Annotated in this window: 16 protein-coding genes, 1 pseudogene and 1 riboswitch; of the genes and pseudogenes, 10 read left to right on the forward strand and 7 right to left on the reverse strand. The window is 65.8% G+C overall.

Annotation, left to right across the window (positions count from 1 at the left end; genetic code table 11):
- On the forward strand, positions 1-189 hold the full coding sequence (locus ACIBG0_RS32465) for a hypothetical protein (protein WP_397037739.1): 189 nt from the start codon (positions 1-3) through the stop codon (positions 187-189).
- Here the strand turns inward: ACIBG0_RS32465 and ACIBG0_RS32470 are convergent.
- From ACIBG0_RS32470 to ACIBG0_RS32480, 3 genes are all read right to left on the reverse strand, one after another.
- Positions 186-1541 carry a M1 family metallopeptidase gene (locus ACIBG0_RS32470; protein WP_397037741.1) on the reverse strand — a complete coding sequence of 452 codons (1356 nt, stop codon included), beginning with the start codon at positions 1539-1541 and terminating at the stop codon, positions 186-188. The two genes, ACIBG0_RS32465 and ACIBG0_RS32470, sit on opposite strands and share 4 nt — an antisense overlap.
- Entirely contained in the window at positions 1541-5557 is a 4017-nt protein-coding gene (locus tag ACIBG0_RS32475; protein WP_397037788.1) for a Pls/PosA family non-ribosomal peptide synthetase, read from the reverse strand. The genes ACIBG0_RS32470 and ACIBG0_RS32475 overlap by 1 nt, the downstream gene beginning before the upstream one ends.
- 118 nt (positions 5558-5675) lie before the next feature.
- The gene (locus tag ACIBG0_RS32480) at positions 5676-6098 is read right to left on the reverse strand and encodes a MarR family winged helix-turn-helix transcriptional regulator (protein WP_397037743.1); all 423 of its coding nucleotides are present in this window, start codon (positions 6096-6098) and stop codon (positions 5676-5678) included.
- 83 nt (positions 6099-6181) lie between these two features.
- Between ACIBG0_RS32480 and ACIBG0_RS32485 the strand changes: the two genes are divergently transcribed.
- On the forward strand, positions 6182-7603 hold the full coding sequence (locus tag ACIBG0_RS32485; protein ID WP_397037745.1) for a DHA2 family efflux MFS transporter permease subunit: 1422 nt from the start codon (positions 6182-6184) through the stop codon (positions 7601-7603).
- Between the two features lie 37 nt (positions 7604-7640).
- On the opposite strand, the pseudogene ACIBG0_RS32490 reads toward ACIBG0_RS32485, so the two are convergent.
- Positions 7641-8285 (reverse strand): annotated as a pseudogene (locus tag ACIBG0_RS32490) (LysE family translocator).
- A gap of 96 nt (positions 8286-8381) precedes the next feature.
- Positions 8382-8495: riboswitch (SAM riboswitch) on the forward strand.
- 46 nt (positions 8496-8541) lie between these two features.
- Between ACIBG0_RS32490 and ACIBG0_RS32495 the strand changes: the two are divergent.
- The 4 genes from ACIBG0_RS32495 to ACIBG0_RS32510 all read left to right on the forward strand — a co-directional run bounded on the left by ACIBG0_RS32495 (position 8542) and on the right by ACIBG0_RS32510 (position 12407).
- The gene (locus ACIBG0_RS32495) at positions 8542-9864 is read left to right on the forward strand and encodes an aminotransferase class V-fold PLP-dependent enzyme (RefSeq protein ID WP_397037747.1); all 1323 of its coding nucleotides are present in this window, start codon (positions 8542-8544) and stop codon (positions 9862-9864) included.
- A gap of 565 nt (positions 9865-10429) precedes the next feature.
- Positions 10430-10942 carry a YbaB/EbfC family nucleoid-associated protein gene (locus ACIBG0_RS32500; protein WP_397037749.1) on the forward strand — a complete coding sequence of 171 codons (513 nt, stop codon included), beginning with the start codon at positions 10430-10432 and terminating at the stop codon, positions 10940-10942.
- Positions 10943-10945: 3 nt separating this feature from the next.
- A complete protein-coding gene (locus ACIBG0_RS32505) occupies positions 10946-11290 on the forward strand; it encodes a hypothetical protein (protein ID WP_397037751.1) in 345 nt (114 codons plus the stop codon).
- 4 nt (positions 11291-11294) lie between these two features.
- On the forward strand, positions 11295-12407 hold the full coding sequence (locus tag ACIBG0_RS32510; RefSeq protein WP_397037753.1) for a hypothetical protein: 1113 nt from the start codon (positions 11295-11297) through the stop codon (positions 12405-12407).
- Positions 12408-12440: 33 nt separating this feature from the next.
- Here ACIBG0_RS32510 and ACIBG0_RS32515 read toward each other — a convergent pair whose 3' ends face one another.
- Both ACIBG0_RS32515 and ACIBG0_RS32520 read right to left on the reverse strand, forming a co-directional pair.
- The gene (locus tag ACIBG0_RS32515; RefSeq protein ID WP_397037790.1) at positions 12441-12908 is read right to left on the reverse strand and encodes a flavin reductase family protein; all 468 of its coding nucleotides are present in this window, start codon (positions 12906-12908) and stop codon (positions 12441-12443) included.
- A 195-nt stretch (positions 12909-13103) separates the two neighbouring features.
- Positions 13104-13577, reverse strand: a complete 474-nt coding sequence (locus ACIBG0_RS32520) for a YbaK/EbsC family protein (protein WP_397037754.1) — start codon at positions 13575-13577, stop codon at positions 13104-13106.
- Positions 13578-13740: 163 nt separating this feature from the next.
- Between ACIBG0_RS32520 and ACIBG0_RS32525 the strand changes: the two genes are divergently transcribed.
- The 4 genes from ACIBG0_RS32525 (at position 13741) to ACIBG0_RS32540 (ending at position 18125) form a co-directional block, all read left to right on the forward strand.
- Positions 13741-14562, forward strand: coding sequence for a crotonase/enoyl-CoA hydratase family protein (locus ACIBG0_RS32525; RefSeq protein WP_397037755.1), 822 nt, complete (start codon positions 13741-13743; stop codon positions 14560-14562).
- Positions 14563-14654: 92 nt separating this feature from the next.
- On the forward strand, positions 14655-15161 hold the full coding sequence (locus ACIBG0_RS32530) for a MarR family winged helix-turn-helix transcriptional regulator (RefSeq protein ID WP_397037757.1): 507 nt from the start codon (positions 14655-14657) through the stop codon (positions 15159-15161).
- 59 nt (positions 15162-15220) lie between these two features.
- Positions 15221-16981 (forward strand): MDR family MFS transporter, encoded by a 1761-nt coding sequence (locus ACIBG0_RS32535; RefSeq protein WP_397037792.1) that lies wholly within the window; start codon positions 15221-15223, stop codon positions 16979-16981.
- Positions 16982-17369: 388 nt separating this feature from the next.
- Positions 17370-18125 (forward strand): maleylpyruvate isomerase family mycothiol-dependent enzyme, encoded by a 756-nt coding sequence (locus ACIBG0_RS32540; protein ID WP_397037759.1) that lies wholly within the window; start codon positions 17370-17372, stop codon positions 18123-18125.
- A gap of 861 nt (positions 18126-18986) precedes the next feature.
- On the opposite strand, the gene ACIBG0_RS32545 is transcribed toward ACIBG0_RS32540, so the two are convergent.
- Positions 18987-19802: an ESX secretion-associated protein EspG gene (locus ACIBG0_RS32545; RefSeq protein WP_397037761.1), complete on the reverse strand. Its 816-nt coding sequence runs from the start codon at positions 19800-19802 to the stop codon at positions 18987-18989.
- Positions 19803-20785: the final 983 nt, after the last annotated feature.

The raw sequence follows: 20785 nt of genomic DNA on the forward strand, positions 1-20785 counted from the left end.
ATGAGTGATTCGTTGAAGGAACGCGTGCGGGCGAAACTAGTGCGCCAGCTCGAAGAGGACGGCATCCGGGACCAAGACCAGGACGATCCGCGCGAGATCTCGGTGGGGGCCGATCTGGACGCTCTGGACAGCGTCGCCGAAGACCACCCGCTGGTCGAAGAGCTCGCGGCGCGCTACTTGGTTTTCTAACGCGACGTCGAATTCGCCTGCCCACCGTACGGAGGCAATTGCGGCAGCGGTTCGGAAAGCAGCCACGCATCCCACAGCGAGCGCAGCGGCACCAGACTGTAATGTCCGGCCAGGTCGGTGAACTCCTCGGTGCTCACCGATGCGTGACGATAGCGAATCGTCCACTCGCGCAATAGATCCCAGAAGGACAGCTCGCCGAGCTCCAACCGCAACGCATGCAGGGTGAGTGCGCCGCGCTTGTAGACGCGATCGTCGAACATGCGCCGCGGGCCCGGATCACCGACGACGATCTCCTGCGGTTGCCGGGACAGATTGTGTCGGGCGGCGCGCGCCAGCTGATCGGCGGTCGGCCCGCCCGCGGCCTCCGACCAGATCCACTCGGCATAGCAGGCGAAGCCTTCGTGCAGCCAGATATCGCGCCACTGCCGGATGGTGAGGCTATTGCCGAACCACTGGTGCGCGAGTTCATGGGCGACAAGGCGTTCGGCGCCGCGGCGGCCGTCGCAGTGGTTGGCGCCGAAGACGGAAATGCCCTGGGCCTCGATCGGGATCTCGAGGTCGTCATCGGTGATCACGACGGTGTAGCCCTCGAACGGATACGGGCCGAATTTCTCGGTGAACAGTTCCATCATCTTCGGCTGGCGCGCGAAGTCGTATTCGAAATTCGCGCGCAGTCGCGGCGGCACCACGGCCTGCATCGGCACCGAGCCGCGCTGGCTGGCGATGCGGTGTTTGCGGTACGGGCCGATCTGGATGGTGGCCAGATAGCTCGACATCGGTTCGGACTGTTCGTAGACCCAGGTGGTCTGGCTGGCCTTGGTCTGCTTGCGCAGCAGGGTGCCGTTGGCCAGCGCGTAGTACGGGGTGTCGGTGGTGATCGAAATCCGGTAGCTGGCTTTGGAACTCGGGTGATCGTCACAGGGGAACCAGGACGCGGCGCCGTTGGGCTGACTGGCGACCAGCGCGCCCTCGGTCAGTTCCTCCCAGCCGACCTCCCCCCACGGCCCGCGCACCGGCTTCGGAATCCCGGCGTATTGGATGACCAGGCCGAGCACCCCGCCCGCCGGAATCCGCTGCTGCGGGGTGATCACGAGTTTGCCGTGCTGATGGGTGTATTTCGCGGCCTTGCTCCCATTGACGAAGATCTTGGCGACGGTGAGCGACTGGGACAGATCGAATGCGAAACGTTCCCGGACGGTGGTGGTCACCGCGGTTATCTCGGCTCGGCCCGCCAGCCGGTTGCTGGCGACCTTGTAGGTCAGCTCCAGTTCGTACCGCGAGACCCGATAGCCGCGATTTCCGTTCTGCGGTAGGTATTCGTCGATGGGCTCTTCGTAGAACTTGCCCGGCATCAGTTGGCCGCTCCGGCCTCGCTCGCACTCGGTGCCGCACCGGACCACGGCGCGATCGGATTGCCCCACCAGCGGGTGGACGGGGGCACGGTGTCACCGCGCATGACCAGCGAGGCAGGGCCGATGGTCGCGCCAGCGCCGATGCTCGCGGCGGGCAGGGCGACGCAGTGCGGCCCGAGGGTCGCGCCCGCGTCGAGGGTCACGGTGTCCATGGCCATGATTCGATCGTGGAATAGGTGGGTTTGCACCACACAGCCACGTTCCACGGTCGCGCCGTCGCCGAGTGTCACCAGGTCCGCCTCCGGTAGCCAATAGGATTCGCACCATACCCCGCGGCCGATCTTCGCGCCGAGTCCACGAAGCCACAGATTCAGTACGGGGGTACCGGTCGCGGCGCGGGCGAACCATGGCGCGGCAACTGTTTCGACGAAGGTGTCGGCAACCTCGTTGCGCCATACGAACGAACTCCACAGCGGATGCTCCTCGGCGCGAATTCGCCCGACCAATAACCACTTCGCGGTGACCGCACTCGCACCCGCGATCGCACCTGCGGCCATCAGCACCACACCGCAGAGCAGCCCGGCGACCAGGTATCCGGCCGATTCCGCGATCCAAGCCAGGGTGAACAGCACGCCGAGGCCGATGGCGAAGGTCACCAGCACCGGGAGAAGTCGGCAGGTTTCCACGATGCCGCGGAATACCTTCAGCCGCAGCGGCGGATCGAAGGTGCGTTCGGTATCCGCGGTTCCGGAGGCACGGCGCAGTCGCACCGGTGGGCTGCCGAGCCACGACGAACCGGCCTTGGCCTTGGACGGTGCGGCCGAGAGCACCGCGACCAGCCCGTTTTTCGGCACCCGACGACCGGGTGCGGTCATACCGGAATTGCCGAGGAAGGCGCGCTTGCCGACCTTCGCATCGCCAATGTGCAGCCAGCCGCCGCCGAGTTCGTAGCTGGCGATCATGGTGTCGTCGGCGAGGAACGCGCCGTCGGCGACCGTGGTGAATTTCGGCAGCAGCAGCACCGTGGACGCCTCGACGCTCTTACCGACCTTCGCACCGAGCAGGCGCAGCCACATCGGGGTCAGCAGGCTGGCGTAGAGCGGGAACAGGAAGGTGCGCGCCGAATCCAGCAGCCGCTCGGTGGCCCAGGCCTGCCAGCCGACCCGGCTGCGGACCGGATGGTGGCCTTCGGTGAGCCCGATGCTGAGCAGCCGGACCGCGATGACCGTGGCCACCGCGTACACCACAAGGCTGAGCAGCGTTGCGACGGGCAGGATGGCGAAACCCTCGCCGAGCGCACCCGCGAGTGTGCGAGCATCGCGGATGAACCAGGCGATGAAAGCGCCGCCCGCGGCCAGACCGAGAATGGGCATGGCGGCCAATGCCATCGAGGTCACGCCGAAAATCGAGACCCAGTGCGCGGCCCGCGGGGGCGTGTGATCCGGCCAACGATGCTGGGCTTTGCCGACTTTCGCGGCGGGCGAACCGGCCCACTCCTGCTCGGCCTTCACCTTGCCCGATACCGACGAACCGGCCGCGATCTCGGCACTTCTACCGATTTTGCTGCCCGGCAATAGGATCGAGCGCGCACCCACTACCGCGCCCGCACCGATGGCGATCGGGCCGATATGCACCACATCGCCATCGATCCAGTAGCCGGACAGGTCGACCTCGGGCTCAACACTGCAGCCGTCGCCGAGTTCGAGCATGCCGGTGACCGGCGGCAGGGTGTGCAGATCGACGCCCTTGCCGATCTTCGCGCCGAGTGCCCGTGCGAACGGCACCATCCACGGTGCACCGGAGAGGCTCTCCGCGCCGCTGGCCTCCGAGAGCCGGACCGCCGCCCACAGTCGCAGGTGCTCCGGTCCGCCGCGTGGGTAACTGCCGGGCCGCACGCCGCGCAGCAGAATCCGAGCGCCCGAGGCGCAGATCACCATGCGACCGGGCGGCGAGATGAAGATCAGGAAGGCGGCCAACGTCCACCACCAGGACAGTTGCGGCAGCCAGGGCAGCGAGCCGGACCAGCCCGCGATATTGCCGACAACGGCCAACCAGGTGAGCCACTGTAGTCCGGTGAGCGTGGTGAGCGGAATGGTGGCCAGCACCTGGGCCCACTGGGCGCCCAGCGGTGTCGGGCGCACGATGCGTTCCTCGACGGCTGCGCTCGGTGCGGTCTCGTCGAGCAATTCGGCCAGCGCGCCGAGGCGCGGATGGTCGTAGAGATCGGCGACGGTGATGCGCGGATAACGTTCGCGCAGTGCGGTTACCAGTTGCGCCGCCGAGAGCGAGCCACCGCCCAGATCGAAGAAGTCGGTATCCGGGCCGTTTGCCTCGGCACCCAGAATCGAATCCCACAGTCCGGCAATCCATTGCTCGGTTTCGGTGAGTTCGCCGCTCGCGGTGTCGGTTTCAGGGGTGTTCGGCAGCGGCCACGGTAGGGCGTCGCGGTCGACCTTGCCCGAGGTGCGGGTCGGCAGATCGGGGACGATGGCGAGTCTGGGGACCAGCGGCGCTGGAAGCTGTTCGGCGAGTTGGGCTCTGGCGGCCTTCGGGTCGAATTCGGGTGCGGTGCCGGTCAGGTAGCCGACGAGGATCTTATTGCCCGCCTTGGTGGTTCGGATGGCGGCTGCGGCGCCGGTGACGCCGGGTAGGTGCTGCAGGGCATTGTCGAGTTCGCCGAGTTCGATGCGTCGGCCGCCGATTTTGATCTGGTCGTCGGCGCGGCCGAGGAAGATCAGACCAGCGCTGTCCTTGCGCACCAGATCGCCACTGCGGTAGGCGCGCTCCCAGCCGAGTGACGGGAGGGCAGCATATTTTTCGGCGTCTTTGGCCGGATCCAGGTAGCGGGCCATGCCGACGCCGCCGATGACGAGTTCACCGGATTCGCCCTCATCCACTGGATTTCCAGTGGCATCGATGACCGCCAGATCCCAGCCGTCCAGCGGCAGCCCGATCCGGACCGGGAAGCTGCCGTCGAGCAGCGCCGCACAGGCGACCACCGTCGCCTCGGTGGGGCCGTAGGTATTCCAGACCTCGCGTTCGGTATCTGATTCGCGGCGTTCGCGGGGCCCTACGTGGTCACGCTCCGCTACCTCCTCCGGGCCCGTCGCTCGCGCCGCGGGGCTTCCGGCAAGACGTTCGGCGAGTTCGGGTGGTACCGCCTCGCCGCCGAAGATCAGCAGCCGGACCGGCTCCAGCGCTTCGGCGGGCCAGGTCGCGGCCAGTGTGGGAACCGTCGAGACGATGCTGATTTCGTGACGGACCAGCCAGGGGCCGAGATCCGCGCCGGTGCGGACCAGGGCACGCGGTGCGGGCACCAGACAGGCACCGTTGCGCCAGGCCAGCCACATTTCCTCGCAGGAGGCGTCGAAGGCGACCGATAGTCCGGCCAGGACCCGGTCACCCGGCCCGATTGGGGCATCCCGCAGGAACAGGCGCGCTTCCGCGTCGACGAAGGCGGCCGCATTGCGGTGAGTGACGGCGACGCCCTTCGGGGTGCCGGTGGATCCGGAGGTGAAGATGATCCACGCGTCGTCGGCCGGGGTAGGGCGAAGGGTCGAGACATCGGCGGACTCGGTCCGTTCGACGGCCGTCGGTTCGATGCCTGCCGCGGTCACGATCGCGGTGACGCGAGCCTCATCGAAGACGAGTCGAGCGCGCTCCTCCGGATCGTCGGCGTCCACCGGGACGTAGGCCGCACCGGCGAACAGAATGGCCAGAATAGTGACGTAAAGCTCATGTGTGCCGGACGGCATGCGCACGCCGACACGGTCGCCGGGGCGCACACCCGCCGCGGTCAAGCGCACGACTCCGGCATCGATTTCGGTCAGCAATTCGGTGTAGCCGAGCACCACGCGACCGTCGTCGATCGCGGGTGCATCCGGATGGGCCGCCGCGGTGCTGTTCAGGATGTCGACAAGGGTCCTGACCTGCGGTGCGCGGGCGCCGCGCAGCAAGGGATCGGGTGTGCGGACCCCGTTCACCGGGCCCGCGGTGTCGACCTGCGGCCGCAGCATCACGTCCTGCCCACCTCTCATCGACCTGCCAAGCGCTTCCTCGTTGTTGTTTCACAGCAGGGTTACCAGTGGGCAAACGCCATGGTGACCAACTGTCCACGGTACCTGCGGTTTCGCCTCAGACCTCTTCGCCGAGCGCCTTCAGCGCTAGGCGGTGCAGGGTGCGCCGCTCGTCCTCGTCGAGGCGGTACAGCACCCGCTCGGCGGCCTTTTCGATGAGCTCATCGGTCTTGCGGCGCTCGGTGCGTCCGGACTGGGTAATGGACAGCCGGTATTTGCGTCGGTCGGTTGAATCGCGGGTGCGGATGACGAATCCGGCCTCCTCCAGGCCATCGATCAGCCGGACCACTTCGCTGCGGTCGATGCCGAGCGCGGTGGAGACCTGCTGCTGGGACAGATCGTCGAACTCCTCCAGACAGACCAGCACCCAGTGTTCGCGCAATGACGTGCCCATCTCGGCGTGCACGGCCTTGTGCAGCTTGCCGAGCGCGTAGGTCGGGAAGCGGAGCAGGCCGCGAGGGTGAATGTGGTCAGCGGGCATTCGGTAATTGTATCTATTGTTGACTCACTAGATTGTTGATAACCTCCGCAATCTAGGTTGTCTACAAATTGCGGAGGATCCCCATGTCGGATACTCGAACGGCCGTCGCCGCCACCGTGCCGGTACTCGAACCCATTCCCGCGCGGGTGTGGCGGGTGGCCGGTGTCGTGGTCTTCGGCGCCGTCATGAGCATGTTGGACACGTCGCTGGTGAATATCGGGCTGAACACCATCGCGACGGATCTCGGTGCGGCACTGGACAGTGCCCAGTGGATCGCGAGCGGCTATCTGCTCGCACTCGCCGTCACCCTGCCGCTGTGCGGTTGGCTGGGGCGGCAATTCGGAATGGACCGGATCTGGTTGACCGCGCTCGCCGGGTTCACGGTGACCTCCGGACTGTGTGCGCTGGCTCCGAATATCGGCTGGCTCATTGGTTTTCGGATCGCGCAGGGGCTGACCGCGGGGCTATTGGTGCCGGCGGGGCAGACGCTGCTGGGTCAGGCTGCGGGGCCGCAGCGGCTTGGTCGGGTGATGAGTGTGGTCGGCATCGCGGTGGTCGCCGCGCCCGCGATCGGGCCGACCATCGGTGGTGTCATGCTGGCGAATCTGGATTGGGAATGGTTGTTCCTGATCAATATCCCGTTCGGGCTGGTGGCGTTCGTTCTCGGCCGTCGGGTATTGCCGCGGGCGGATGCGAGAGGTAACGGGGGCCGATTCGATGCCACCGGGTTCGCATTGATCGGCGTCGGGCTTTCGGCCTTGGTCTATGGGCTTGGGGAATTCGGCAGTCGAGGTAGCGTTTCCGCGCCGACGGTGTGGGTGTCGGTGCTTGTCGGGATGCTGGCGCTCGTACTGTTCGTGGCACGGTCGACGCGCGGTGGGGGACTGCTCGATGTGGGACTGTTCCGGCATCCGGTATTCGCGACGGCGAATGTGGCGAACCTCTTCGCCGGTGCGTCGCTGTTCGGGTCGATGCTGTTGCTGCCGTTGTACTTTCAGGTACTTCATCGGGACAGTCTCATCGCGACGGGCTTGCTGCTCGTATCCTTCGGGATCGGTGGCATCATCGCGCTGCCCGTCGGCGGCCGGTTGACGGATCGATACGGCGGGGGTGTGGTCGCGGTGGTCGGCAGTGCGGTGACGGTCGCCGTCACCGTGCCGTTCGCACTCGGCGACGCTTCGATGAATCCTCTTGTCGTACAGGTGCTTCTGTTGATCTGCGGTGTGGCTACCGGGTTGACCGGGGTGCCGATCGTTGCCGCCGCCTACGCCTCGGTGCGACCCGAACAGCTGCCCGATGCGGCATCGTTCGTGAATATTCTGCAGCGCGTCGGCGGGTCGATCGGAGCGGCATTGCTCGCGGTGGTGCTGTACTGTGCGGCCGCTGCTGGATTGCCGGTGGATGCCGGATTCCGGCAGGCCTTCTGGTGGCTCACCGCCGCCTCCGTCATCTCGTTGGTCGCGTCGGTATTGCTGTGGCGCAAGGAGATTCAGTCGCAGCCGTAATGCTGGGCGCCGGGTCGGCGGTTACCGACCCGGCGCGTTACGCGGCCGAGGCCGCGGTGCCGATGCCGAGCGCGGCGAGGATGGCTGCGCTGATCTGCTCGAGCCGATCGCGAACCCTGGGGCGGCGCAACATCGCAACCGCCCGGGACGCCAGCACGGCGAGCAGGATCATCTCGACGGCGGCGATGAAGCATTCGATGGCTCCGAGCGCGAGGGTGTTCGAAAAGGTGACATCGGTGAGGAATTGGGGCAGCACCGCGAGGTAGAACAGTCCCACCTTAGGGTTGAACATGCACGACACGACGCCTGCGGCGAATGCCGAGCGAATCGAGGGTGTGGCCTGCGCGTCCGACTGTTCGGACGCCGCGGCGGTGCCCTGTTTGCGCTGCTCGACGAGTGCTCGAATTCCCAAGTACACCAAATAAATTCAGCCGATGATCTTGAGCGTCCGGTAGGCGGTCGCTGATTGTTCCAGCAGTGCGGCGACGCCAGCCGCGACAACTACCGCCCACACGATCCCGCCCAATGCCGAGCCGATCGCCGCGGCGATGCCGGGGCGCGCGTCCACGATCGAGAATCGCAGCACCAGGAACGAATCCGGGCCAGGCGTAATCGACAGCAGAATGCACAGGCCGACAAAGCTGAGCAGCAGGGAAAGCGTCACAGCTCGATCAGACCGCACATCACTAGGCAATGCAACCTTATTTACCGGTGTGCATCGGTATGCATTTTTAAGTGCGGTTGACAGGGCGGTGGGGCATCTGTCAGTCTCGGTTCAGGTCATGAGTACCAGCGTCAAGCCCCGGCTGGCTGGTCGGCAACCCTCCTCCGCGGTGGGGTGCTCCGGGTGACGACCAGGCCGCAGCCCGACTGGGTGCGGCAAGCGCGGACTCGGATGATCACCTGATTTCGGGTCCCATAGCCGATGGGATTTTGTGATGCCTGCTGTAATCGATCAGAGTTGTGCCGCCCTCGCCCGAGTCTCCGGCGACGACCTTCAGGTGCCGCTCGTACAGGGCGGAACGACCAGCTACGCGAACTTCGACTACGCCGCTAGCGCACCGGCATTGGCGCAGGTCACCGATCGGGTTCAGCAGTTGCTGCCGTACTACGCGAGTGTGCACCGCGGCGCCGGTTACGCCTCGCGGATCTCCACCGAGTGCTACGAGGCCGCACGCGGTTCGGTCACCCGCTTCCTCGACGCCGCGGACAACCAGGTCGTGGTGTTCACCCGCAACACCACCGATGCACTGAATCTGCTCGCCGCCTGTGTGCCCGGCGACACCGTTGTGCTGGATATCGAACATCATGCGAACTTCCTGCCTTGGACCCGCCACGGCCGTCGCGTCGTCAAGGCCGCGGCGACCGTAGAGGAGACGATCCGTCAGCTGATCGCCGAATTATGCAGTAAGCCTGCCGCATTGCTCGCGGTGACCGGCGCGTCGAATGTGACCGGTGAGGTGCTGCCGCTCGAGCGGCTGGCCACCATCGCGCATCAGTGCGGTGCCCGCATCCTGGTAGATGCCGCGCAGCTGGCACCGCATCGTCGAATCAGCTTGCGCGCCACCGGAATCGACTACCTCGCGTTCTCTGGCCATAAGCTCTACGCACCGTTCGGTGCGGGAGTGCTTGTCGGACGTCGGGATTGGCTCGATGCGGCCGAACCGTATCTGGCGGGCGGCGGTGCGGTCCGCGAAGTCACCACCACGAATGCGGAATGGGCAGCCGCACCGCAGCGCCACGAGGCCGGTTCGCCGAATGTCCTCGGCGCGGCCGCACTCGCCGCCGCGTGTGATGCGCTGTGCGCGATCGATCCGGAAACCCTTGCCGCGCACGAGCGACGGCTCGCCGATCGGCTGCGCGCCGGGCTGTCCGCAATTCCCGGCATCAACCTGCTGCGCATCTGGGACGACAGCCCGGATACCGTCGGCATTGTCGCCTTCACCCTGGACGGGTTCGTCCCCGGCCACGTCGCGGCGTACCTCTCCGCCGAACACGGCATCGGCATCCGGGACGGCCGATTCTGCGCCCACCCGCTGCTCGAGCGCCTCGGCCTGGACGGCGCGCTGCGCGCCAGCATCGGCCTCGGCACCAGCTCCGACGATGTGGACCGACTGATAGAGGCCATCGCCACCCTGGCCGACAAGGGTACGTCGTGGAATTACGCCAGCACCGACGGACTTTGGAATCCGACACCCGAGACCCGGCCCTTCGCTCGCCCCGGCTCTACCGACGGTGCCGCACCCTGCTCGATCGGATGATCGGACCCGCTCGCGCAATGTTGGGCTGATATGTCTGGAGGACCAGGCGAATCTGTAGCCCGACGCCAAGGCCGATGCCGCCCTGCTGGTTAGGGCGATTGGATTCGACCGTTCGGATGTCGCGCGGTGTTGGGGGATGCGGTCTGATTGGTCGGGCGGATCTGTAACCCGACGCGAAGGACGGTGTCGCGCCCTGTTGGTTAGGGCGATTGGATTCGACCGTTCGGATGTCGCGCGGCGTTGGGTGGGATGCGGTCTGATTGACCGGGCGAATCCGCAGCGCCGGTGCAACCGACGGCGTCGCGCCTGTGTGATCGGCTGATCGGAGCCGACCGCTGAGTCGAAGCCGCCGCGCGGCATTGGTTGACCCACGAGCAGTGGATGAAATCCGCGACCTCGCCAGCGGATTCGGCCAGGTCGGCATGATCCGCCTGTGCGTGCGGACTTAACTCTGAAGAATTCACCGAACAACTTGCGGTCCTGCGGAACCGACGCTCCTGCCCTCGCGTCTAGGAATGTGATGGCACTCGTCCGGTCGGGGCGGGGAAACGGGGAAGGCGGCTGAATGAATTCGGCAGAGCGGGACGCGCTCCAGTCCTGGACGGACGGGATGCGCGGCCGAGTCGACCAGATGACCGATGTCTACGAGCGGCAGTTGGAGCAGTTCGGCGCGGCGAAATCGGAGCTTGCGAACCTGACCGTGCAGGGCTGGTCACAGGATCAGCTTGTTCGGGTGACGGCGAATTCGGCGGGCATTCCGCTGGATGTGTGGGTGGCGCCGGAGGCATTCAAGCGCTCGACTCCGGAGCGGCTCGGCGCGGCGATGACCGAGGCGGCGCAGGCCGCGGCTCGAGCCGCCAAGGAACAGCTCGACGCGCGCCTGGCGCCGGTACTCGCGGCGGTGTCCGAGGTCGGATTGCCCGAGGATCCGTTCGGCGAACTACCGATGATCGCCCGACCCGGCGGAAATATCCTGCCTCCGCCGCCGCCCGAACCCGAACCAGAGCCGCAGATCGAGCTTCCCCGACGGCTGGACGAGGATCCGGACGACGAGGGCCCGCACTGGAAGGGCTGGTAGGTCATGGGCGACGGCGACTTCCGGCTCGATCCGGAGCAGTTCCGTTCGATCGCGACCGAAATCGGGTCGCTCGGCACCGAATTCGCCGCCGAGGTGGCCGAATTCACCAGCGCGCTGCGCGCGGACGGCGACGGTATCGGCGATGACGAATTCGGTCAGGCCTTTCTGCAGAATTTCCTCGGCCCGACCGAGGATGCGACCGAGATGCTGGACGGTGTGGTCAGCCTGCTCGATTCGCTGCGAACACGGTTCACCGCTGTCGCGGACGCCGTGACGACGACCGATGGGGACTTCGAATCGGCCGTCGAGAAGATCACCGGCCTGCTCGACGAGAACGGCAAGGGGTAGCCGCATGGGGTTGCAGATACCGTCGGCGCTGGAGCCGGTGGCGGCGGTCGTCGTCTATCGCTGGCCGAAAGCCGATGAGACCAAGCTGTTCAGTTTGGGCAATAAGGCCGAGAAGATGGCGAACACGCTGGAAAAGTACTCCGGCAGGATCGATACCAAATTCCAACAGGCCCTTGGCCATATCGAGGGCGAGACCCACGACGCGATCGAACGCTACCGGCAGCAGACGATGGCGGCGATCGAGACGCTCACCGATCTGCTCCGCGATATCGCACTGGCGCTGCGGATCTACGCATCGCTGATTCTGGCCATCAAGCTGTACATCATCTCGATGCTGATCTACACCGCCATTCAGTTGGCAGCGGCCGCCGCGGCGGCGGTGCCGACTCTCGGCGCGAGTACTGCCGAGGCTGCGGCGATGCAGGTCGCGATCCGCGCCGCCATCACGCAGGCGCTGCGCAAGCTGATCCAGCAGATCCTCACCCAGACCGTCATCAAGGCCGCCACCGGCGCATCGACCAGCACCGCAATGGAATTCCTGCGCCAGACCATGGCCATCGAAGCCGGAACCCGCGACGGCTATGACATCGACCGACTGGTCACCTCGGGCGAGCGCGGCGCACTCAGCGGGGCAATCCAGGGTGCGCTCAACAAACTCGGCTTCGATGCCAAGGATACGAAGAAGCTGGCCGAGCAGCTCACCACCACGGCTTTCGGACCGGCGCGCAATTACAAGGCGTTGTACGACGGTTCACAACAGACCGAAACGTCGGGCAGCAACGATCAGTCGGAGAGCACAACCACGCAGCACGCGCCATATGTGAGTCCGTGGTCCGGGGGTACGACTTTCACCGCCGGTACAACGACCGACGGTTCCTCGCCGCAGCATGCGCCGTATGTGGCACCGTCCGCGACGCCGACTTCGATCCACGACACGACCGCGCCGACGCATGGTCCGTACACAACGAGCACCTCGGATACGACCACTGATCCACCATCCGAGGAATCCAGCCAAGCCGAGCCGAGCCCGGAATCGACCACGTCATCCTCGCTGGATATGGGCGCGGGCGACACCTTCCACATCGAGGTCCGCAGCGGCTCATCGCTCGAGCTATAGCGTTGCCGCGCAGGCGAATACGCCCGGCCGTGCTCAGTCTTCGAGCGAAGTCGGGCGGTAGTAGCGGCCGCGGTAGTAGAGCAGCGGAGCGGCGCTCGGCTGTTCGTCGGTTCTGTCGTGGACCCGGGTGACCAGGCCGACGACGAAGGTGTGATCGCCGATGGGGATCAGCTGTTGGATGGTGGCGCGGATCCAGATGGGTGTGCCGTGCAGCACGGGTTCGCCGGTGTCCAGCGTGGTCCACAGGGAGCGATCGGTGAAGCGTTGATCGGCGGTGCGGGCGAAGCGCTTGGCCAGCTCGTGCTGATGTTCGCCGAGGAAATGGACCACCACGGAGTCGGCTGCCCGCAACGCCGTCAGGCTCGACGAAGTGTGGGCGATATTGAAGGAGACCAGCGGAGGCTCGAGGGATAGCGATGCGAAGGAGGTCGCGGTGAAGCCGACCGGGCCGTTCGCGGAGCCCAGCGTGACAACGGTGACGCCCGCCGGATAGTGCCGCATGGAGGCGCGGTACAGCTCGGCGGTGATACCGCTCAGATCATCGGGAATCTGGATGTCCGTGGCGGGGGGTTGAGCATCGGTCACAGCTGCGCCTCGCTAGCGCTCGGCTCCGCGGCGACCGTTGGGGCTGTGTTGATGGTTCTCTCGCTCCACTCGCTCACATAAACGAACCTACGCCGGGTTTCGGTGTGGCGTTCAATCCACATCGATCGGAAGCCCGGCGGTGATGCGTACGAGTTCGCGAAACGAGGTGCGGAACAGGGTATTCGGATGTCCGCCCGCGGCCCAGACCTCCTGGTGCGTGGACAGCGCGTTATCCACCCAGGTCGGCAGGTTGGTGGGATGGCCGACCGGTGCGATGCCGCCGATGGCCTGACCGGTCACCTGCTGCACCATCTCGGCGGGTGCGCGGGTGAGTCTGCCTTCCAGCCGCTCGCCGGTGCGCCCGAGATCGACTTGGTGTGCGCCGGAAACCAGCAGCAGCACCGGATCGTCGTCCAAGAGGAACACCAGTGATTTCGTGATGGCGCCAACATCGACGCCGAGTGCCCGTGCGGCATCGGCGGCGGTGGGCGTGGGGGCGGGCTGAGTGACGATGACACCGTGGTGGCCGCGGGCGATCAGGGTATCTGCGACCCGGCATGCGACTGGTGGAAGCGACCTGCGCATGGAACCAGAGTAGAGCGATTGCGGGCAGTGTGCCGGTTTACTTCTCAGTCAGTGGTCGGATAGTCGGACGGGAGAACCACTGCGGCGCACCGGCTTTGCACAGCATTTGCGCGCAGCACGGACTGGTCTGCTGGCCTGGGCACTTCTGCTTTACGCTATACGAATGACTGATTGGCAGGCTTTCACCGTTGAAACCAAGGATCACATCGCGCAGGTCACGCTGACCGGCCCCGGCAAGGGCAATGCCATGGGTCCGGATTTCTGGCGGGAGCTGCCGGAGATCTTCGGCGAACTGGATGCCGATCCCGAGGTTCGTGCGATTGTGCTCACCGGTTCCGGGAAACATTTCTCCTACGGACTCGACCTGCCAGCGATGGCCGGGACCTTCGGACCGCTGATGGCGGATCGGGCACTGGCCGCGCCGCGTACCGACTTCCTCTACGAGGTGCGCCGGATGCAGGCCTCGGTGACCGCGGTGGCCGATTGCCGTAAGCCGGTCATCGCCGCGGTCTCCGGCTGGTGCATCGGTGGCGGGCTGGACCTGATCGCCGCCGCGGATATCCGCTACGCGAGTGCGGATGCGAAGTTCAGCCTGCGTGAGGCGAAGGTCGCGATCGTCGCGGATATCGGCTCGCTGCACCGACTGCCCGGCATTATCGGCGAGGGGCATCTGCGCGAACTCGCCTACACCGGTAAGGACATCGACGCGGCGCGTGCGGAGAAGATCGGCCTGGTCAACGATGTATTCGCCGATCAGCAGGCAACGCTGGAAGCGGCGCACGCCATCGCGCGCGAGATCGCCGCGAATCCGCCGCTGGTGGTGCAGGGCGCCAAGGATGTGCTCGAACAGCGCACCAAGGATCAGGTTGCTGCCGGGCTGCGCTACGTCTCGGCGTGGAACTCCGCATTCCTGCCGTCCGAGGATCTGACCGAGGCCATCCAGTCGGTGTTCGAGAAGCGAGCCCCGGAGTTCAAGGGCCGGTAAAGGCCGGTTATTCACTTGCCCTAACCGTTGGCCGACACACATACTTGTATCACGCAACTAATTGATTGACGCAAGTAAAGGTGAGGGGTCGAGTGGACGAGGACGAGCGGTCGGTCGACGCGATCGCGATGCAGCTCACCCGGCTGCAACGGATCCGCGAGCGGACCGCCGCGCAAATGCGGAGTAGGGACGGCGTGGATCCAGCGGCCTTCGCGGTCCTGTTCCGGCTGCTCTGCGACGGACCGATGCGCTCGGGCGCACTCGCGGAGGCGGTGCATTCGGATGCGTCGACGGTCAGTCGGCACGTCGCACACCTCGTCGACCGACATTTGGTGGAAAGGCAGGCCGATCGCAACGACGGCCGCGCCACCGTGCTCGTCGTCACCGAGCGGGGCCGCGAGACCGCCGAGCGGATACGCAGGCGCAGGCGCGAGAACCTGACCAGGGTGATGGCGGCCTGGGCGCCGCAGGACCGTGCCGCATTCGCCGATCTGCTGCGTCAGTTCGTCGACGACTTCGAGCGGGCCAAGCCCGCGATGATCGCGGCCATCCGCCAGGACCAGCACCAATTCGACCTCGAGACGGAGAACGATTCGTGACCGCACCGGCCACCGTGGCGGAGCCCACGGGTTTCACCCACAGACAGATCCTGACCATCATGAGTGGTCTGCTGCTCGGCATGCTGCTCGCGGCATTGGACCAGACGATCGTCTCCACCGCGATCCGCACCATCGCCGACGATCTCGACGGCTATTCGATGCAGGCCTGGGCGACCACCGCCTACCTGATCACCGCGACGCTCGCGACACCGCTGTACGGCAAGTTGTCCGATATGTTCGGCCGCAAGCCCTTCTTCATGGCGGCGATTTCGATCTTCGTGGTCGGTTCGCTGCTGTGCACGATGGCGCAGTCGATGTACGAGCTCGCGGCGTTCCGCGCATTCCAGGGACTCGGTGCGGGCGGTCTGATGTCACTGGCGCTGACCATCCTCGGCGATATCGTCAGCCCCCGCGAACGCGCCAAGTACCAGGGCTACTTCCTCGCGGTATTCGGCACCTCCAGCGTGATCGGCCCGGTGCTCGGCGGCGTGCTGGCCGGACAGGACAGCATCCTCGGGATCAGCGGCTGGCGCTGGGTCTTCCTCGTCAACGTGCCGATCGGCCTGATCGCGCTCGGCGTCGTGTCCAAGGTGCTCAAGCTGCCGAAGCGGCCACATTCCACCGACCGGGTCGACTGGTGGGGTGTGCTGGTGCTGGCGATCGGACTGGTGCCGCTGCTCGTCGTTGCCGAGCAAGGGCGCGAATGGGGTTGGGGCAGTGGACGATCCATCCTCTGCTACGTGATCGGGCTGCTCGGTGTCATCGGGTTCGTGCTGGTCGAGAAGTCGATGAAGGATAAGGCGCTGATTCCGCTGCGGATGTTCGCCAATAAGACCTTCGCGCTCGGCGTAGTGATCTCGGTCGTGGTCGGCTCGGCGATGTTCGGCGGCATTTCGCTGCTGCCGCAGTACCTGCAGGTGGTGCGTGGATCCAGCCCGACGCTGGCGGGTCTGCAGATGCTGCCGATGGTGCTCGGGATGATGACCGGCTCGGTCGTATCCGGCCAGCTGATCTCGCGTACCGGTCGTTACCGGATCTTCCCGCTCATCGGCGCGAGCATGTTGACGCTCGGCCTGTTCCTCCTGCACTTCGTGAATGCCGACAGCCCACTGTGGGTCGCGATGATCTTCATGGCCTGCACCGGATTCGGACTCGGCAATCTCATGCAGCCGCTCACCATAGCGGTGCAGAATGCGTTGCCGCCCAAGGATATGGGCGTCTCCACCGCTGCGGCCACGTTCTTCCGCCAGATCGGCGGCACGATGGGTGTCGCGGTATTCCTGTCGATCCTCTTCGCGCAGTTGACGCCGAATATCTCCACCGAGATGAAGTCCGCTGCCACGGATCCCGCGTTCCAGCACGCCGTGGTCGAGGCCGCGCACAGCAGCAATCCCGCTGATGCCGCGCTCGCGAAAGGTCTGCTCGCGCAGGATACGTCGGCCGCCGGTGGGGTACTGAAGGACAGTTCGATTGTGCAGCAGCTCAGTCCGGAGCTGGCGCGGCCGTTCAAGGTCGGTTTCGCGGAATCGATGTCGACGGTATTCCTGTCGGTGACCGGTATGGCGCTGCTCGCGCTGATCCTGGTGCTGTTCTGGAAGGAAGTGCCGCTGCGCACGGTCGGCGGTATCGAGGCGGCCAGGGACGTGGCCACGAAGCCGGCCGACGGTGACGGGCCGGATGTCGTGGAGCGCGCGGGCTTGTTGACCGCGGGTGGCGAGGCGGTGAGCCCGTCCCAGGATGTGCTGGCCAACTCCGCGAATGGCACGGTCGGTTCGACCAACGGTGCCGGACCGAGGTCTGGCGGTGCCGGTTCCGCGTGAACCTGCCCCGGCACTTGTCGGGGCCGGGCGCGACCTGTTTCACGGCTGGCGGCAAAGGCTTTCGCTGGGCGGCCAGGGGGAGTGTCGCCCTGGATGGTCTGTACCGCGCTGAGTTCGCTGAATGGCGCGGTCGGTTCGACCAATGGTGCCGGGCCGAGGTCTGGCGGTGGCGGTTCCGCGTGAACCTGCCCCGGCACTTGTCGGGGGCTGGGCGCGACCTGTTTCACGGCTGGCGGCAAAGGCTTTCGCTGGGCGGCCAGGGGGAGTGTCGCCCTGGATGGTCTGTACCGCGCCGAGTTCGCTGCGATCGTTCGATGCTGGATTGGGTGACGACCTCACGGTCTGCTGGAATCGCCGTGCCCATCGAGTCGAGGTTAGAGTCGAATTCGTGACCTCGCTCGACACGACGGCTCTGCGCAAAGCATTCCTGGACGAGACCGATCGGCTAGCCGACCTGTACCAGTCCGCCGACCCGAAGACGCCGATACCGACCTGCCCGGACTGGACCCTGTCGAATCTGATCGCGCACGTCGGCGGTGGAAACCGTTGGGCCGCAGCGATGATCGCCGACCGGGCCACCGAATTCCTGGAGTTCCAGCAGGTTCCCGATTACCGTCGGCCACGTGACCTGGACGAGGTCGACGGGTGGCTTCGAGCCGGTGCCCGAGCGGTGATCGACAACATCGACACAGTGGGTTCCGATGTCCCGGTCTGGACGCCGTTCGGTTCTCCGCGCCCGGCCGAATGGTGGGTGCGCCGCCGCCTGCACGAGGCGACCGCGCACCGCGCCGATGCCCTGCTCGCCTTGAACCACGAGGTGGCCATCGCTCCCGAACTCGGCGCAGATGGACTGTCGGAGTTTCTCGAGATCGTCGAGTTGGGCCCACGCTTCGAGACCCCGCTCGACGAGGGCGCCAGCCTGCGCCTGCACGCCACCGATACCGATAACACCTGGACAGTTCTCCGATCCGGCGACACGATCACCACGACCGACAACCAGACACCAGCCTCGTTGACAGTCCACGGCACCGCCGTGGATCTGTACCTGCTGTTGCTGCGCCGGCTCCCAGCCGACAGCTCGACGCTGGCGACCTCCGGAGACCTGGACGTACTCGCGACCTGGCTGGAGCGCATCAAATTTTGAACCTGCGACGGCGGTTTCGATTCGCCGGGACTCTGGCGTTGTCACTTATCGAGTGAGTGCCTCGCAGAAGCTGATGAGGCCGCTGCCGAATGTGCTGCCGGGCGGTTATTCCGCTACCTCGATGTCACACTCGGGGGATGGAATCACCCTCCGGAGGGCTGGAGGTACGCGCGATCTGGCTGGAGCGCATCGAATTCTGGACCTGCGGTGGCGGTTTCGATTCGCCGGGATTCTGGCGTTGTCACTTATCGAGTGAGTGCCTCGCAGAAGCTGATGAGGCCGGTGCCGAATGTGCTGCCGGGCGGTTATTCCGCTACCTCGATGTGATACCCGGGGGGATCGAACCACCTTCGGCTGAACATGATTGCACGGCAGCGGTCGAAGCAGCGGCATGACCTGCGTCACGGCCAGAATCCGCCACAATTCCGCAACAGGCACAGGCACAGGCACAGGCACAGGCACAGGCACAGGCACTTATAGCTTTGCGCAGTTATAGCTTTCGCGAAGTGCTTACTGGGTGTGTGACAAGCGTGTGCCGGATTCGCCGAGTACTGCTTGGCGGGCGTGTTCGGGACCGCAACTGCCGTCGGCTGAGGTGGTGGACCGTTCGAGTGTCGAGCCTACGCACAGGTCGCGCCCTCGGCGTGGGCATGGCTGGGCGAGACGCGTCGACTTCGCACCGTGGCGCGGGCGTCGACGGCGACCGCCATTGCGCCAGTCGATGATTTGCGGTCGCACAGAGGCAGTGCGAACTTCGCATAAGTTGCGCCTTGTGCGAGGCGTGCATTGGATATGTGACAGCTGTTATGCGGCGCGGGAATCGGACTGGGACCGAAAGGTGCGCTGGTTCGATGCGGCGGGTCAGTGGCGGGTGCGGAGGTATTCGTCGTGTTCCAGGTCTTCGCGGTGGTAGCGCTGGGTGAGCGTGGTGAGGCGGTGGATTTCGGCGGCCATGGCATGGGGTTCGACGGCTTTGGCGATGATGGGGTCGCCGGTTTTCACGTAGTAGCGGCCGTCGGGGTAGTCCATCCACCAGAAACCGCGTGCCGGGGTGGGGCGCGCGTCGAGGGCTGGGCCGGGGCAGATGATTACTTCGCCGAAGGCGGAGCGGGGGCGCTGGAAGATGCGGTCCAGTTGTTCGATGGGGCCGATGTCGTGGGCGCGACGGATGTGACGGTCACGCTCGGCGGCGATCTCCGCGCGGCGGATCTCCAGCGGCGGGTGGGTGCCGGGTCCGCACGCCGGTAGCGCGGCCACCGCGAGTCGGGCGACGCGCTCTGCCGCGCAATAGGTTACGAGAATTTCGCCGCCGGTGTCCGGACTCGAGCCGGGGAATTGTTGCAGCGCTGCCCCGGCCTGAGCGCGGACCGCGCCGTGGAACCGGTAAGCATGCGAAAGATCGGCACCTCCGAAACCCTTCGACTCGACACGGACATCCGGCTCGAGCAGAACCTCGATGGCACGTTCGAGCTCGGGCGAGTACTTGGCCAGCAGGGAATCTACGGCGGCCTCGCGGTGCCGCTTCAGCTCATCGAAGTCGGCGATGTCGGTGCGATAGTGCAGCGGATAGGGCAAGCGGTCGCGACCGTATGCGGCCCAGAGGATTTCGAACTCCAGACCCGTGAGCCTGTGACTACCCGCCCCATCCCCACGCCCGCCCGCGGTCACGCTGTCCATACCCACTCCGCCGCCTTCACCAATTGCCATTCTCTGCGTTCACCCCTCCGCCGTTCGTCCTCGCTCACGCTAATGCGTGCATCGATTCGTTTGCCGTGCGTGTTGTCTCGTTCGGAGTGCTGCTGCGTATCGATTTGTTTGCCGTGCGTGTTGTCTCGTTCGGGGTGCTGCTGCGCATCGATTCGTCTGCCGCACATGTGGTCTGGGTGCGGTCAACTGCGACCTCGACGGCGCTGACCACGCATCGGTGCACCAGTGGGCGGCGTCGGAGCGCCGTTGCGAAGTCATCGCATTGGATTCGGACACATTGTGGCTCGCCGTCGCGCACGAGCCAGCGTTGGCCGGGGATACCGCGCTGCAATAGGCATTGGACGCACACCTGTGCTGGCCCGGATGCGGCCCACCAGGAGCGCGATTGGTCGGGTCGCTGCCGCGTGCCGCGTGCGTTGCGCCGCTTGGCCTGCTGCCGGGCACTGAATCGTGTGCCGCGCGTGCTGCGATGAGCACTGATCCGTGTGCCGGGCGCGGCCGTGCTGTGTATCGATCCGAGTGTCGTGCATATTGTTTCGCTCGGGCCGCTGCTGCGCACGGACGCGTGCGGCTTGCGTGTTGTCTGGGTTGGGCTGCTGGTGCGCATCGATGTCCGTGCCAGGCGTTGCGGGGCCGGTTGCTCGCGGGCATTGATTTGTGTTCCGCGTGCTTTGTTTCGCTGGGGCTGCCGCGCATGGGCTCGCGTGCTGTGCATGTCGTCTGTGCTGGGACACTGGCGCGGTGCCGGGGGCACGTTGGCCTGGTTGCTTCCGGGCATCGATCCGTGCGCCGCGTGCGCTGACTCGCTGCTGCTGCCATGAACAGACTCACGAGCCGCGCGTGTGGCGTCGGTTGGGCTGAATCGCCCCGTGTTTCGTGCCCACTCTCTTTCTTGAGAGGATGGGCAGACCATGCCATCGAAGTACGACGAAGCGACCAAGGCCAAGGCTGTG

Source organism: Nocardia sp. NPDC050630 (assembly GCF_044457245.1).
Taxonomy (GTDB): Bacteria; Actinomycetota; Actinomycetes; order Mycobacteriales; family Mycobacteriaceae; genus Nocardia.